Annotated in this window: 14 protein-coding genes; 8 read left to right on the top strand and 6 right to left on the bottom strand. The window is 47.2% G+C overall.

Going from position 1 to position 14,210, the window contains the following annotated elements; translation table 11 throughout:
• Nucleotide 1 precedes the first annotated feature (1 nt).
• On the top strand, nt 2-325 hold the full coding sequence (gene glpE, locus ACFQ45_RS01495) for a thiosulfate sulfurtransferase GlpE (RefSeq protein ID WP_377364598.1): 324 nt from the start codon (nt 2-4) through the stop codon (nt 323-325).
• Nucleotides 325-1,419, top strand: a complete 1,095-nt coding sequence (cca, locus tag ACFQ45_RS01490) for a multifunctional CCA tRNA nucleotidyl transferase/2'3'-cyclic phosphodiesterase/2'nucleotidase/phosphatase (RefSeq protein ID WP_377364596.1) — start codon at nt 325-327, stop codon at nt 1,417-1,419. Before glpE ends, cca begins: the two co-directional genes overlap by 1 nt.
• Nucleotides 1,420-1,464: 45 nt before the next feature.
• Here cca and folB read toward each other — a convergent pair whose 3' ends face one another.
• Both folB and tsaD read right to left on the bottom strand, forming a co-directional pair.
• Entirely contained in the window at nt 1,465-1,821 is a 357-nt protein-coding gene (folB, locus tag ACFQ45_RS01485) for a dihydroneopterin aldolase (protein ID WP_377364594.1), read from the bottom strand.
• Nucleotides 1,818-2,861 carry a tRNA (adenosine(37)-N6)-threonylcarbamoyltransferase complex transferase subunit TsaD gene (gene tsaD / locus ACFQ45_RS01480; RefSeq protein WP_377364592.1) on the bottom strand — a complete coding sequence of 348 codons (1,044 nt, stop codon included), beginning with the start codon at nt 2,859-2,861 and terminating at the stop codon, nt 1,818-1,820. The genes folB and tsaD overlap by 4 nt, the downstream gene beginning before the upstream one ends.
• A 365-nt stretch (nt 2,862-3,226) precedes the next feature.
• Here tsaD and rpsU point away from each other — a divergent pair, with 365 nt between their 5' ends.
• From rpsU to ACFQ45_RS01455, 5 genes are all read left to right on the top strand, one after another.
• Complete coding sequence (gene rpsU, locus ACFQ45_RS01475) at nt 3,227-3,442, top strand: 30S ribosomal protein S21 (RefSeq protein WP_377364590.1); 216 nt, start codon at nt 3,227-3,229, stop codon at nt 3,440-3,442.
• A gap of 140 nt (nt 3,443-3,582) precedes the next feature.
• Nucleotides 3,583-4,029 carry a GatB/YqeY domain-containing protein gene (locus tag ACFQ45_RS01470; protein WP_377364588.1) on the top strand — a complete coding sequence of 149 codons (447 nt, stop codon included), beginning with the start codon at nt 3,583-3,585 and terminating at the stop codon, nt 4,027-4,029.
• Between the two features lie 10 nt (nt 4,030-4,039).
• Nucleotides 4,040-6,037 carry a DNA primase gene (gene dnaG / locus ACFQ45_RS01465; RefSeq protein WP_377364586.1) on the top strand — a complete coding sequence of 666 codons (1,998 nt, stop codon included), beginning with the start codon at nt 4,040-4,042 and terminating at the stop codon, nt 6,035-6,037.
• 115 nt (nt 6,038-6,152) lie between these two features.
• The gene (gene rpoD, locus ACFQ45_RS01460; RefSeq protein WP_377364584.1) at nt 6,153-7,997 is read left to right on the top strand and encodes an RNA polymerase sigma factor RpoD; all 1,845 of its coding nucleotides are present in this window, start codon (nt 6,153-6,155) and stop codon (nt 7,995-7,997) included.
• Nucleotides 7,998-8,326: 329 nt separating this feature from the next.
• Nucleotides 8,327-9,721: a PhoH family protein gene (locus tag ACFQ45_RS01455; protein WP_377364582.1), complete on the top strand. Its 1,395-nt coding sequence runs from the start codon at nt 8,327-8,329 to the stop codon at nt 9,719-9,721.
• 67 nt (nt 9,722-9,788) lie between these two features.
• Here ACFQ45_RS01455 and ACFQ45_RS01450 read toward each other — a convergent pair whose 3' ends face one another.
• Nucleotides 9,789-10,319 carry an NADPH-dependent FMN reductase gene (locus tag ACFQ45_RS01450; protein ID WP_377364580.1) on the bottom strand — a complete coding sequence of 177 codons (531 nt, stop codon included), beginning with the start codon at nt 10,317-10,319 and terminating at the stop codon, nt 9,789-9,791.
• 228 nt (nt 10,320-10,547) lie between these two features.
• Between ACFQ45_RS01450 and ACFQ45_RS01445 the strand changes: the two genes are divergently transcribed.
• A complete protein-coding gene (locus tag ACFQ45_RS01445; RefSeq protein ID WP_377364578.1) occupies nt 10,548-10,910 on the top strand; it encodes a glutathione S-transferase N-terminal domain-containing protein in 363 nt (120 codons plus the stop codon).
• Between the two features lie 25 nt (nt 10,911-10,935).
• On the opposite strand, the gene ACFQ45_RS01440 is transcribed toward ACFQ45_RS01445, so the two are convergent.
• From ACFQ45_RS01440 to zwf, 3 genes are all read right to left on the bottom strand, one after another.
• Nucleotides 10,936-11,880: a D-2-hydroxyacid dehydrogenase family protein gene (locus ACFQ45_RS01440; protein ID WP_377364576.1), complete on the bottom strand. Its 945-nt coding sequence runs from the start codon at nt 11,878-11,880 to the stop codon at nt 10,936-10,938.
• 204 nt (nt 11,881-12,084) lie between these two features.
• Nucleotides 12,085-12,705 carry a bifunctional 4-hydroxy-2-oxoglutarate aldolase/2-dehydro-3-deoxy-phosphogluconate aldolase gene (locus ACFQ45_RS01435; RefSeq protein WP_377364574.1) on the bottom strand — a complete coding sequence of 207 codons (621 nt, stop codon included), beginning with the start codon at nt 12,703-12,705 and terminating at the stop codon, nt 12,085-12,087.
• Nucleotides 12,706-12,724: 19 nt separating this feature from the next.
• On the bottom strand, nt 12,725-14,200 hold the full coding sequence (zwf, locus tag ACFQ45_RS01430; protein ID WP_377364572.1) for a glucose-6-phosphate dehydrogenase: 1,476 nt from the start codon (nt 14,198-14,200) through the stop codon (nt 12,725-12,727).
• Nucleotides 14,201-14,210: the final 10 nt, after the last annotated feature.

Below are 14,210 nucleotides of genomic sequence, written 5' to 3'. Positions count from 1 at the left end.
CATGAGCACATATTCCTGTATTGACGTGAATGACGCCCTGGCCATCATCGAAAATGACGCAATCATCGTAGACATCCGTGATGCGGTGAGCTTTGCCACCAGTCATATGAGCAATGCTATAAGCCTTAATAATGATAATGTGCAAGAGTTCATCGACACTGCCGACAAGGCCAAGCCAGTCATTGTATGTTGCTACCATGGCAATAGCAGTAAAGGTGCAGCAGAATACATTGCCGCCCAAGGCTTTCAAGAAGTCTATTCATTAAACGGTGGCTTTAGCCAGTGGAGCGCCATGTTCCCTGAGCAATGTGAGCTGGGTCAGTAATGGCCCCCACGCCAAACACCTACCTCGTCGGCGGAGCCGTTCGAGACGAGCTACTCAAACTCACCGTAAAAGACAAAGACTGGGTCGTCACAGGCGCCTCTCCCGAGCAAATGCTTGCCCAAGGTTACCAACAAGTGGGCAAGCAATTCCCTGTTTTCCTGCACCCTGACACCAAAGAAGAATACGCCCTCGCTCGCAAAGAGCGTAAGCAAGGAGCCGGCTATACCGGCTTCATCTGTGATTTCTCCCCTGATATTCGATTGGAAGAAGATCTAGAACGCCGAGATCTAACCATTAACGCCATTGCTAAAAGTAAAGACGGGGACTTGATCGACCCATTTGGTGGTCAGCAGGATTTAGAAAATCGCATCATTCGACACGTATCCGATGCCTTCGTAGAAGATCCATTAAGGGTATTACGAGTGGCTCGTTTTATGGCACGGTTCGCGGGTTTTGGTTTTAGCATTGCCCCTGAAACGATGGCTTTAATGCAGCAAATCTCTGCCTCAGGTGAGCTCTCGACCCTAACACCTGAGCGGGTCTGGCGGGAAACCGAAAAGGCTTTGTTAAGCGATCACCCCCATGTCTATTTTGATGTATTGCAATCCTGCCATGCTTTAAGTGAGCTGTTTCCAGGGCTTTGCTATACCAGTGAGCCGCTTGCGCCCAATTGGGACAAACACAGCCGCTGGGCACTGATCACCCATAACACGCCGTTAGACACCCTGACGCAGCTAAATTCTCATCTCAGAGCACCAAACCAATATGCTTGGTTCAGTGAGCAAAGTCGTGAATTTTTAGAGCACTGTGCATTACCGCTAACCGCTGAAACATGGGAATCTTGGCTAACGCGAGTGGCTGCCGTGAAGAAGCCCCAACCCTATGAAAAGCTAGCCACCCTCCTAGCTAAACTCACCAAAACACACTTGGCTGACTGGCTGAGCCTTAGATCGAGCATTGCCAGTATTAATGCCCAAGCCCTTATGAAGCAAGGCTATGCTGGAGCGGAACTAGGGGAAGCTTTAAAGCGCACGCGCATTGAAACATTGGCTAGGTTAAGCAACCCGCTTATTGAGCAAAATGGGAAGAAATGATGCGCCAGTCAAAGGAATCCAAAACTGGCGCTAATTGAAAGGACCTTATGCAGTACGGCGAATTTTTACGCCTACCGCACGAGCTGCTGGCACAGCCCCAGGCTTTCTTAAGGTCATAGTGATGGTCGTCAGATTAAAGACTTCGATCAGCTGTGCACATAAGCGTTCTGCCAACGTTTCAATAAGCTCAAACTGTTTCGTGCGGCAAAACTCGATGATGGCGTTGGAAATGGCTTCGTAATCTAGGGTTTTACTCAGATCATCGTCCATAGCCGGCACTCGATTATCGTGTTCCATTTCAATATCAAAGACAAGATCTTGCCAAATCTCTTTTTCCCATTCGTACACACCAATCACAGCACGGGTATGCAACCCTTCAATAAAGACGGTATCCAAGATCATTGCGCTGCTCCATTTACGTTTTCCAATTCAGATAAGGGCCAGCGGGCACGAATCGATAGATTCAGAGGCGACGACTGCCCAACCAACAAGCGCTGGGCACCCGCATAGGCAATCATGGCGCCGTTATCGGTACAGAATTCAGGACGGGCGTAAAAAACACTTGAGTTGATTTTTGCTAGCTGAGTTTCCAATTGAGACTGCAAGCGTTTATTGGCACTGACTCCCCCCGCAATAATCAACTGGGTTAGACCTTCTTGCTCCAGTGCACGACGACACTTGATCACCAAGGTATCGACAATGGCTTGCTCAAAGGCCAAAGCCACATCCCCTTGAAACTGATCGTTAAAAGCCTCTTTATCCAAAGCATCATGAACAGCTGTTAAAAAGGCCGTTTTCAAGCCACTAAAACTAAAGTCCAACCCTGGGCGATCTGTCATAGGGCGAGGAAATTTAATCCCTGCATCTGGATTTCCCTTTTGCGCCAAAGCCGCAATGTATGGACCACCCGGGTACGGCAAACCAATCATTTTTGCCGCTTTATCAAAAGCCTCCCCAGCCGCATCATCCAGAGACTGCCCAAGTAACTTATACTCACCAATAGCATCCACACGCACGAGCTGAGTATGTCCACCAGACACCAGCAAGGCAACGAATGGCATTTTAGGCTGCTTTTCTTCCAGCATAGGGGCCAACAAATGACCTTCCATATGGTGCACGCCTAACGCCGGAATGCCTAAAGAGTAAGCCAAAGAACGACCAATCGTCGCACCCGCCATTAGGGCTCCGACCAGCCCTGGGCCTGAAGTATAGGCAATAGCGTCCAAATCTGACTTCTTCAAATTCGCGTCCGCTAAGACTTCTTCAATCAGTGGCAGAGTTTTGCGTACATGGTCGCGAGAGGCCAATTCAGGCACCACACCACCGTACTCCGCATGCTGTGCGATCTGGGTATAAATTTTGTGGGTGAGTAGCCCTTTATCTGTGTCATAAATGGCGATTCCGGTTTCGTCACAGGACGTCTCTAGACCTAAAACTTTCATGGTATTCCTACGCGGTAAGATTTATGGCCTATTGTAACGTATCCATAAGTTGATGGCAGTCTATTAAGTCGATAAAAAATACAAAGGGTTGGACAGATGATGGGCATTACATTATAATGCGCCCCGTTTTTATCGTTTAAATAATAGGCAGGTGATTTTTTACCGTCCCCCTCTCCCTACAGGCTACAGGCAGGGACACCCCAGAAAAAGACCTTAAATATCTAAAGAGACAACTTAATCAAACTTTAGATACAACACTACAGCCACGCATTACGGCTCGTACCATTGTATTTATGATGAAAAAATCGGTATGATTCGCGCCGTTTTGTGATTACTAAACGTAAAAAATTTATAGGTAATTAGATATGCCACAAGTTAAAGTTAAAGATAACGAGCCATTTGACATTGCACTACGTCGCTTCAAGCGTTCTTGCGAAAAAGCAGGTATCCTTGCTGAAGTTCGTCGTCGTGAGTGCTACGAAAAACCAACAACTCTTCGCAAGCGCGCTGCAGCGGCTGCTGTTAAGCGTCACGCTAAGAAAGTATCTCGCGAGCAGAAGAAATTCCAACGCTTGTACTAAGCGACTACATTTTGCTCCATTAAGAGCAAGTTGTAATACGCCGTAGAGATATACGCTTTACGATAAGAATCGGCTAGTTCTACAACTAGCCGATTTTTTTTGCTTCAATAAAACGATTATTACCCTTGAGGAAGACAACGATGTCAGAACTGAAAAAGCAGATCTCCGATGCACTCAAAACATCTATGCGCGCCAAAGAGAAAGAGCGCGTTACTATCATGCGTACCATTCAAGCAGAAATTAAGCGCGTTGAAGTAGATGAACGTATCGATGTTGATGATGCTCGTGTACTGGTCATTTTGGACAAAATGGTAAAGCAGCGTAAAGACTCTTATCAGCAATTTATGGACGGCGGACGTGAAGACCTAGCGGAAACCGAAAAGAAAGAAATGGATGTGATCGCTGAGTTCCTTCCACAGCCACTGAGTGACGAAGAAGTGACAGCCATTGTCAAAGCCGCCATTGAAGAAACTGGTGCTTCCAGCATGCAACAAATGGGCGCAGTGATGGCTATCGTCAAGCCACAAGTTCAAGGCCGCGGCGACATGTCAGTGGTTAGCAAACAAGTAAAAGCCCTATTAGGCTAAGGCAACCTTTATGGCGGGACGTATTCCAGACCAGTTCATCGACGAGCTATTAGCTCGCACTGACATTACCGATGTGGTTGCGTCTCGCATCACCGTTAAAAAGACGGGCTTAAATTACTCTGCCTTATGCCCTTTTCATAACGAAAAAACGCCATCTTTTAGCTTAAACCCGAACAAGCAGTTCTATTATTGCTTTGGCTGCGGTGCTGGTGGCAACGCCATTTCTTTTGTCATGGAGCATGATCACCTAGACTTTGTGGAAGCCATTGAAGTACTTGCCAAAGACGCTGGCATGGAAGTGCCCCGAGAGCAAGGTGCGCCAGATCGTTATGAACAAAACGCCGAACTACTCAAACGCCTCAGCGAAAGTGCGACTTTTTTCCAGCGTCAGCTGTTAGAAAGCTCACACAAAGACAAGGCCAAAGACTATCTGGCCAAAGAGCGAGGCTTATCGGGTCAGATTGCGAAAGTCTATGGCCTAGGCTTCGCCCCTCCAGGCTGGGACAACCTTCTCAAAGCCATCGGCCCTCGGGCCGAGCAGCAAGAGCAGCTACTCCAGGGCGGCATGCTCATAGAGAAAAAAGACCAAGCTGGGCAATATTACGACCGTTTTCGTGATCGCATCATGTTTCCAATCCGCGATACTCGTGGGCGGGTTATTGCTTTTGGTGGCCGAGCATTTGGTGACGAAAAACCCAAATATCTAAACTCACCAGAAACCCCAGTTTTTCATAAGAACCTCGAACTTTACGGTTTATACGAGGCGAAACAAAACACCACCACCCTGGATCACATCATAGTCGTTGAAGGCTATATGGATGTGATCGTGCTGGCACAACATGGCATCACCAATGCTGTAGCCACACTTGGCACCTCGGTAAACAGTCAGCACTTTAAGAAACTCTTTAAGTTAGTGGATAAGGTAACTCTTTGTTTCGATGGAGATAAAGCTGGTCGCGCTGCCGCTATAAGAGGACTAGAGGCCACTCTGCCCGTTATACAAGATGGCAAACAGGTGCGTTTTTTATTCCTACCGGAAGGGGAAGATCCCGATTCACTGGTCCGTAAAACCGGTAAAGAAGCATTTCTTGAGCGTCTAGACGATTCTTCGTCATTGGCCCATGTTTTGTTTGAACATGCACGATCCCTTGTCACCCTTGGAGACGAAGAAGGGGAAGCCCAGTTTACCCAGAATGCTATGGCTTTGATTCAAAGCATCCCCAAGGAAGTCACCCTTCGCTCCCTGCTAGTGAAACAACTATCAGACCAATCGGGACTAAGCTCTGAAACACTGACAGCCAATGCGCCAACACCACGTCATCCGGCAGCACCGCAAACCAACTCAAATCATGCACCGCAAGTGTCACATGATTATGAACCTTATGGCTACGATGATGGTTATGAGCCCCACGGTTACGATGATGGACACGCGCCCTACCAAGATATGCCCATGGATCAATCTGGGGGTTATCAAGGGAAACAGGGATTCGACTCAAAAGGCAGCTTCAAAGGCAAAGGAAAGTGGCAAAACAAAGGAAAATGGCAGAAAGACGACGGTCCGACCTTTGCCCCTCTTCAAGCAGGCCTGAGCCGCATCGCACACGCTACCCTTTGCTTGTTGATGCACCCCTCCATTGCCCGAGACATTGATGTGCCTGATCCCCTTTTGGCTGGAGACACCCCAGACCGCCAAGCCTTTAGCCGTGTTTGGCGTTATTTTAATAAGTACCCTGAGCACAATACTGGACACCTGCTTTATCAAGAGCGCAATCAAGTACTGCTGGATACGATTTACGGCTTGTTAAATCACCCGGACGCCACCACTAAACAGAAGATAACCAATGCCAAACAGGAGGTTCTCGACATGATTGAAGAACAAACTGAGGCACTTGGATTAAATTCTAGTATTCAACGGTTGAAAACCCGAGGCAATGACGCCATAAACAGTACAGAAACTCAGCAAGAACTGCGTGCTCTAATGGAGCAGCTACGGAAGAAGAAGTCATAATTATTGACTAATTTTCGGCCAAAAAAAGGTAGGATATCTGGATAAAATCCGGAATTTTTGTTATAATCCGCCGCTTGCTAAACTCCCAACGAATTTCTAAATGATAGGTTGTCGAATGCCAGACACTCAACAGTCACGTCTTAAAGAGCTGATCGCCAAAGGTAAAGAACAAGGTTACTTAACTTTCTCGGAAGTTAACGACCATCTGCCTGATGACCTTTCTGATCCGGAGCAGGTTGAAGAAATCATTGCCATGATTAACGACATGGGCATCGTGGTTTCTGAATACGCACCCGATAAAGAAAACCTTCTTATGGAAGAAGGCGATTCAACCGATGACGATGCAGCAGAAGAAGCTGCAGCAGCCCTAGCCGCTGTAGAAGGTGATGTGACCCGCACCACCGATCCTGTGCGTATGTACATGCGCGAAATGGGTACCGTAGAGCTTCTAACTCGTGCTGGTGAAATTGCAATCGCGAAACGTATCGAAGAAGGTACCCGTGAAGTTATGGCAGCCCTGTCTTACTTCCCAGGTGCCGTTGATCTATTGATCAACACCTACGACCGTGTCGTCGAAGAAGAAGGCCGCTTGAGCGACATTTTCAGCGGCTTCATTGATGGCGATGGCGAAGAGCCTTACTTTGAAGAACTAGAAGACAACACACCGGAAGAAACGGAATCAGATGAATCTGACTCAGACAGTGATGATGACGAAGATTCTAGCGAAGAAGAGAACGAGACAGAAAGCGGCCCAGACCCAGAAGAAACAGCTTTACGTTTCAATGAAATCCGCCGTCTAAATGACGAAGTTCTTGTCTTGATCGAAAAGCATGGTCGCGACTCTAAGCAAGTTTCTGAGAAGCAAGAAGAATTGAGCGTTATGTTTGCGCCAATTAAACTGGCTCCGAAATTGTTTGAAGATCTTATCGACCGCGTTCGTTCACGTATGGACAAGCTACGTGAGCAAGAGCGTTTGATCATGCAATTGTGTGTTCGTAAAGCGGGCATGCCTCGTACTGAGTTCTTGAAACGTTTCCCGAACAACGAAACCAACACTGAATGGCTACAAGAGCGCATCGATGCTGGCACGAATTACTCAGCTGGTTTGGAAGAAAACCAAGCTGAATTCAACCGCTGTCAACGTAAACTTCGCGGTATTTCTAAAGACACAGGTTTAAGCATTCCTGAGCTAAAAGAAATTAACCGTCGCATCTCTATCGGTGAGACCCGTGCTCGCCGTGCGAAGAAAGAAATGGTGGAAGCCAACCTACGTTTGGTTATCTCCATTGCGAAGAAGTACACCAACCGTGGCCTACAATTCTTGGATTTGATCCAAGAAGGTAACATCGGTTTGATGAAAGCGGTTGATAAGTTTGAATACCGCCGTGGTTACAAGTTCTCTACTTATGCAACTTGGTGGATTCGTCAGGCGATCACACGTTCGATTGCAGACCAAGCGCGTACTATCCGTATTCCGGTACACATGATCGAAACGATCAACAAGCTGAACCGTATCTCTCGTCAAATGCTACAAGAGATGGGCCGTGAAGCAACGCCGGAAGAATTGGCAGTACGCATGGACATGCCAGAAGACAAGATCCGTAAAGTATTGAAGATTGCCAAAGAGCCGATCTCTATGGAAACCCCAATCGGTGACGACGAAGATTCGCACCTAGGTGATTTCATCGAAGACGATGGCGCAGAATCTCCAATCGATACGGCCACCATTGAAGGCTTGAAAGAGTCTACTACCATGGTGCTTGCAGGACTGACAGCCCGTGAAGCAAAAGTATTGCGTATGCGTTTCGGTATCGATATGAACACTGACCACACACTTGAAGAAGTCGGTAAGCAGTTCGATGTTACCCGTGAGCGTATTCGTCAGATCGAAGCGAAGGCATTGCGTAAACTACGTCACCCAAGCCGTTCTGAACACTTACGTAGCTTCCTAGACGAATAATCAAACGTCTAAAGCCAACACTCAAAAAAGCCACCAGCACCTGGTGGCTTTTTTTTATTCCCATCCGCCCTATTTTTGTCATACACTCAAAGTACGCTCATTACTCAAAGAGAGTAGCTTGTCGTATATGGTAGTAAACGTAGTTAATGACCAAGCAAAGAGTTTCCCCATCGAGAGCCCTGCCTCTCACAGCTTTCTTCGCGCCATTGTTGGCACCATTCACCCACAACTTAAACAGAACACTTCCAACTCATTGTTACGTCCTACGCACTTCCCACGACCCGCTCATCTAATGGATTATTTATCTCTATGTAGAGGAGAGAAGTACTATGGAAAAAATCTATGTTCTAGATACCAATGTATTACTTCACGACCCAATGGCGATTTATTCCTTCGCCGAGCACAAGGTGGTCATTCCCATGACGGTATTGGAGGAGCTTGATGAAATAAAAGACAGAAGAGATAAAGACGTAAGTCGAGAAGCACGACTTGCCATCAACATCATCGACAAAATGGTCGGTGATGCCAGTCCGAAAGAGCTGCAATCAGGGGTCCCTATCCATGCCCCAGAATCAGAACAGGCACAAAAAGCCACCGGCACCCTTGCGGTGTTCCCCGACCAACAAATCACCCAGCTCGACAACGTTCCCTTCCTTAACGGCAATCACCACCACGCCAATGACAACCGTATTATCAACGTTGCCTTGAGCCTACAAGCCACCACCCCAAGAGCCTCCGTTTGCCTAGTGACCAAAGACATTAACATGCGCATTAAGGCCAAGGGCTCTGGCCTTGAGCGAGTTGAAGACTACCGTAAAGACAAAGTGCTCGACGATGTGGACTTACTGAACAAGGGTTATGTCCACATTGAAGGGACTTTCTGGGGCCATATTACAGATGTCCATACAGAAACTCATGGAGCGCATACGGTTCACAAGATCAAGAAAGACGAATTACCGACCTTGTATTTAAATATGTTCATTGTGGATGATGAGGAGTTCACAGGCTTTATCGTTAACCTTGATGAAACTTACCTCTATGTACTGGACATTAATCGCCAGAGTCTCATGCATCAGTCCTTCTGGGGCATTCAACCGCGCAACTTAGAGCAGGCCATGGCCTTTTACTTATTACGCCATGACAACAGCGATATGATGGTCATGACAGGACCAGCAGGCTCAGGTAAAACCCTATTAGCATTGGCCTACGCCCTTCATGTCACCATGGAAGAAAAGCGCTTCAATAAAATCATTGTCGCTCGATCTACCCCGCCCCTTGCGGAAGACATCGGCTTTTTGCCTGGTACGGAAGAAGAGAAAATGGCCCCATGGTTGGCGGCCTTTGATGACAACTTAGAAGTACTCCATGGCAGTGATGAGCATGCGGTCAGCTCCATTGATTACGTAAAACAAAAGGCCAACATTCAGTTCAAATCGCTAAACTTTATGCGCGGTCGCTCCTTTAATAATGCGTTGATCATAGTGGATGAAGCCCAAGGCCTCACTCAATTTCAACTTAAATCCATCGTCACCCGCATCGGCGCCAATTCCAAAATTATCGTTCTTGGCAACTTGGCACAGATTGATAACAAATACATCACCCCCCTCACTTCAGGTCTCACGTACCTAGTGGAACGCTGTAAAGGGTTTAAATACACCAGCATCATGCACGTTAATGGTATTGAACGTAGCCGTCTGGCAGAGTTCGCAGAAGAAAACCTTTAATCTTTCCTTGATACATTGATACACAAAAAAAGGGAGCCAATTGGCTCCCTTTTTTAGCAATCCGTATTTATACGCTTGCTAAGATTTTCTTCAATTCTGCCGCTAACTCAGGATTAGTCAGCTCGCCTTTTTCCACATCAAAATTATCGTTAAAAGACGGTACAGATAAACTGCCCTTTAAATCCATCGCAAAAAAGCCCGCTGAGTTAACCGCCCCAGCTAATACGTTGCTAGCTCCCGCAGAGCCAGGAGAAGTAGATAGCAATACGGTTGGCTTGCCTTGGTAGACCTTCATGTCGATACGAGACGCCCAATCGAACAAGTTCTTGTATACAGCGGCATAAGAACCATTGTGCTCAGCAAACGAAATCAATACTGCGTCCGCCGCGCCAATCTTATCGAAGAACTGCTGCGCCAATGGGTGCATGCCATCCTCCGTTTGGCGTTCAATGCTGTACAAAGGCAATTCGTAGTCATTCATATCTAGAATTTCTACTTCCGCACCTTTGTCTGCAGCAAGCAGATTTGCCGCATGGGTGACCAATTGTTTGTTAATGGATGCTTTGTGGTTCGTTGCAGCAAAAGCCAATACTTTCATGTTCGTTCCCTTCTCATGTTTTAAAAACAGACACATTAACGTGCCGCTATTCGTTTCTGATAATAAATCATACCCATGGCAAATAGATTACCAAAAGCTAATGACTATAGTGTATGCCTAATTCCGTCGTAATTATTTCAACAATTGAGGAAGCTTCCTACCGTAGGTAAAATGCCCACCATCATTCAGCTGAATCCACCTAGTTAACACAGGTCTTTTATGAAATTCATGATTAAACTACTTCGCAATCTGCTTGGGGGCATCATCGCTCTAGCAGATGTCCTCACTCGCGGTACAAAACAAAAACGCTCTCCAGAGCAACAGCAAGCGGTCAACATTGAAGCCAATCAAATGGCCTTGTACCAATTCTTTGCTTGCCCGTTCTGCATTAAAACACGCCGAGCCATGTATAAACTCAATCTTCCAATTGAGAAGCGCAGCGCATCAGAAGGCTCCCAATACCGTACTGAACTAGAGCAACAAGGTGGAAAAGTAAAAGTGCCTTGCCTACGCATTGAACAAGACGGGAAGGTCCAATGGCTATACGAATCTTCCGAGATCATCCAATACCTTCAAAAGCGCTTCGCCTAACAGGTCAGGTGAACACTCAGGGCGCCTAAGCTGCGCCCTGTTCAAATGCCAAGATGTTTTCGAAGGCTAAGCGGAAGTAGAGCTCATAGCTATTTTTCTCCACATAGCCTAAATGTGGCGTTGCCACCACATTAGGTAATGCCAATAAAGGTTCATTAGCTGGGGTGGCTGGCTCATTCACATACACGTCGATCGCCGCCATCTTGCTTGGTTCAGCAGTCATGACCTCCAACAGCGCATTAGGTGCCACCAATTCCGCACGACTGATGTTAACGAACAAGGCGTCCGGTTTCATCGCCTGCAGATCCTCTGCCGTGACACAGTATTGCGTCACCTGATTTAAACGCAGATGTAAGGACACTATGTCCGCTGTGGCGAAAAATGCTTCTTTGGACTCCGCCGCCTGAAAACCATCCGCCTGAGCCTGTTGTCGCGAACCTTCGCTGCCCCAAACTAACACTGACAGATCAAACGCTTTGGCGTATTGAGCAATACGTCGGCCAATTTTACCGTAGCCCCAAATCCCCAGCGTCAGACCACTAAGAGTGCGACCTAAGCCACGACCTTGAGAGGACTGCCAATTCCCTTGTTGTAGTTGTGCTCCATAGGTATCTAAATGGCGAGAAGCAGACATAATCAATGCCCAACACAACTCAGAAGGTGCTACAGGAGAACCACGCCCTTCCAACACCTTAACCCCATATTGCTCACACATTTCTGGATCAATATGATTACTCACCTTACCTGTTTGGCTAATGACTTTTAAATTAGGCAAGTTGGCAAGTAGATTTTCGGTAATCACGGTCCGCTCTCGGATCAACACAAGGGCTTCAATGTCTTGCAGCTTCGAAATCAAGTCTGCTTCAGGGTAGGTATCATTAAAGACGCTCACTTGATGAGCGTTTAATAACTCAAAACAGGATAGAGTTCTCACTGCATCCTGATAATCGTCCAAAATTGCGATCTTCACAGGGCCTCCTGGTGGCATTGTTATTATGATCTGGGCTCATTTGTGAGCGTTAAGCTAGTGTAACTCTGAATCCCACAAAAGCTCTAATAGTGAATCCCAACTATCGACGCTCATAATTTAAAGCCAATTATTTCGGCCATACAAACAAAAACGCCCCGCAAAATTTAGTTTGCGAGGCGTTTTAAAATCTATCTAACAGGACGATTACTGAACAGATTTGGCTAACTCAGTAATCTCATCCCATTTACCTGCACGGACAAGATCCGTTGGCACAATCCAAGAACCACCTACACATAGCACATTATCTAGCGCTAGGTAGTCTTTGAAGTTGCTCGCACCGATCCCACCAGTAGGGCAGAAACGGATCTGAGGCAATGGACCACCAAACGCTTTCAACGCTTTCACGCCACCATTAACTTCCGCTGGGAAGAATTTGAAATGGTCGTAACCGTACTCCATCCCCAATAGGATGTCAGAGATGGTCGCCACCGCTGGTAGGTATGGAATGTCGTACTCTTTACCTACTTTCAATAGATCAGGAGTTGCCCCAGGGCTGATGATGAACTGCGCCCCTGCTTCCACCGCCTGTACGTACTGCTCACGGCTACATACAGTACCTGCGCCCACAATAGCATCAGGCACTTCTTTGCGTAGGGCCGTGATGGCCTCTAACGCAGCTTCGGTACGCATGGTGACTTCAAGCACAGGAACACCGCCAGCAACCAAGGCTTTACCTAGATTCACTGCTTGCTCTGCGCTGTCCACTACGATCACAGGTACAACGGGGGTTGCCGTCATAACTTGAGCGGCTGTATAAGCTGCCATAATACGTTTCTCCTAAAACTTAATAGTCGTGCCAGTTACGGCCATCTTTAATCGGTAATGCCATGGATGCAGCAGGTCCCCAAGAACCGGAAGCATACTCTTTTGGTCGCTCACTGGTTTGATTCCATGCGCCCATGATGCCATCTACCCATTTCCAAGCCGCTTCTACTTCGTCGTAGCGCATGAACAAAGTAGCATCGTCACGCATTACGTCTAACAATAGACGCTCATAAGCCTCAGGACTACGTTTGTTCTGGAAGGCTTCACTCAAACTTAGGTTCAAATCAACTGGTTGAAGGTTCATACCTTCACCCGCTCCTGGCACCTTATTCATAACCGTTAAAGAGATTTTCTCTTCTGGCTGAAGACGGATCACCAACTGGTTGCGCTGCAACTGGCGATTGCTTTCATCATTAAAGATGCTGTGTGGAATAGACTTGTATTGAATTACGATCTCAGAGTAACGCTGACCAAGGCGCTTACCAGTACGAAGGTAGAAAGGCACCCCAGCCCAACGCCAGTTGTCGATGTCTGCACGTAAAGCGACAAACGTCTCTGTACGAGACTCTGGGTTAGACCCTTCTTCGTCGAAGTAACCTTGTACTTCTTTACCATTGATCATGCCTTTAGCGTACTGACCACGGACAGTTTTCGTGTAGGCGTTCGCACCCTCGATTGGACGTAGGGCTTTCAGTACCTTGATTTTTTCATCTCGCACAGAATCTGCATCGTTGCGACCAGGAGGCTCCATCGCCACCAAACACAACAACTGTACAAGGTGGTTTTGCACCATGTCACGTAGGGCACCGGCTTTGTCGTAGTAGCCCCAGCGGCCTTCCACACCCACAGTTTCAGACACAGTAATTTGTACGTTATCAATGTGCGCACTGTCCCAAAGAGGTTCAAACAAGGTGTTACCGAAGCGGATCGCCAACAAGTTTTGAACCGTCTCTTTACCAAGGTAGTGGTCGATACGGAAAATTTGCTTCTCGCCAAAGTTTTGCGTCACTTCGTCGTTGATGGCGCGAGAAGAGGTCAAGTCACGACCCAGTGGTTTTTCAAGTACCACACGCATACGTTCTTGGTTCAAGCCGTTGTTCGCCAATGAAGAACAAATAGAGCCAAAAAGGTCAGGAGAAGTCGCTAGGTAGAACACCACATCTTTGTCATCTTCACCCACATTGTGATCGTTGAAACGGGCAAAATCTGACTCTTGCTGGGCATCCACAGACACATAGCTCAAGCGCTCTTTGAAGCGTGGCCAAGTCTTTTCGTCACCGATGCTTTTCGGTACGAATTCGTCTAGCGCAGCACGTACTTTTGCTTGATAATCTGCAGCGCTCATGTCGCGACGAGAGGCACCAATAATGCGAGTGTTTTTCGCTAACAGACCGTCCATGTCCAAATGATAGAGAGCCGGTAGAAGCTTGCGCATGGCCAAATCGCCACCGCCACCAAAAATCACCACATCACAGGCTTTCAAACTTACCTTCATTGCTTTCTCC

The organism is Rhodanobacter aciditrophus (assembly GCF_042679525.1).
GTDB classification, from domain to species: Bacteria; Pseudomonadota; Gammaproteobacteria; order Pseudomonadales; family Marinomonadaceae; genus Marinomonas; species Marinomonas aciditrophus.
Note: the sequence above shows the minus strand (reverse complement) of the source record. Positions and strands in the feature narration are given on the sequence as shown.

Coding starts and splice junctions, on each gene's coding strand:
- glpE (WP_377364598.1), top strand. CDS start 2: ATGAGCACATATTCCTGTATTGACGTGAATGACGCCCTGGCCATCATC.
- cca (WP_377364596.1), top strand. CDS start 325: ATGGCCCCCACGCCAAACACCTACCTCGTCGGCGGAGCCGTTCGAGAC.
- folB (WP_377364594.1), bottom strand. CDS start 1,821: ATGATCTTGGATACCGTCTTTATTGAAGGGTTGCATACCCGTGCTGTG.
- tsaD (WP_377364592.1), bottom strand. CDS start 2,861: ATGAAAGTTTTAGGTCTAGAGACGTCCTGTGACGAAACCGGAATCGCC.
- rpsU (WP_377364590.1), top strand. CDS start 3,227: ATGCCACAAGTTAAAGTTAAAGATAACGAGCCATTTGACATTGCACTA.
- ACFQ45_RS01470 (WP_377364588.1), top strand. CDS start 3,583: ATGTCAGAACTGAAAAAGCAGATCTCCGATGCACTCAAAACATCTATG.
- dnaG (WP_377364586.1), top strand. CDS start 4,040: ATGGCGGGACGTATTCCAGACCAGTTCATCGACGAGCTATTAGCTCGC.
- rpoD (WP_377364584.1), top strand. CDS start 6,153: ATGCCAGACACTCAACAGTCACGTCTTAAAGAGCTGATCGCCAAAGGT.
- ACFQ45_RS01455 (WP_377364582.1), top strand. CDS start 8,327: ATGGAAAAAATCTATGTTCTAGATACCAATGTATTACTTCACGACCCA.
- ACFQ45_RS01450 (WP_377364580.1), bottom strand. CDS start 10,319: ATGAAAGTATTGGCTTTTGCTGCAACGAACCACAAAGCATCCATTAAC.
- ACFQ45_RS01445 (WP_377364578.1), top strand. CDS start 10,548: ATGATTAAACTACTTCGCAATCTGCTTGGGGGCATCATCGCTCTAGCA.
- ACFQ45_RS01435 (WP_377364574.1), bottom strand. CDS start 12,705: ATGGCAGCTTATACAGCCGCTCAAGTTATGACGGCAACCCCCGTTGTA.
- zwf (WP_377364572.1), bottom strand. CDS start 14,200: ATGAAGGTAAGTTTGAAAGCCTGTGATGTGGTGATTTTTGGTGGCGGT.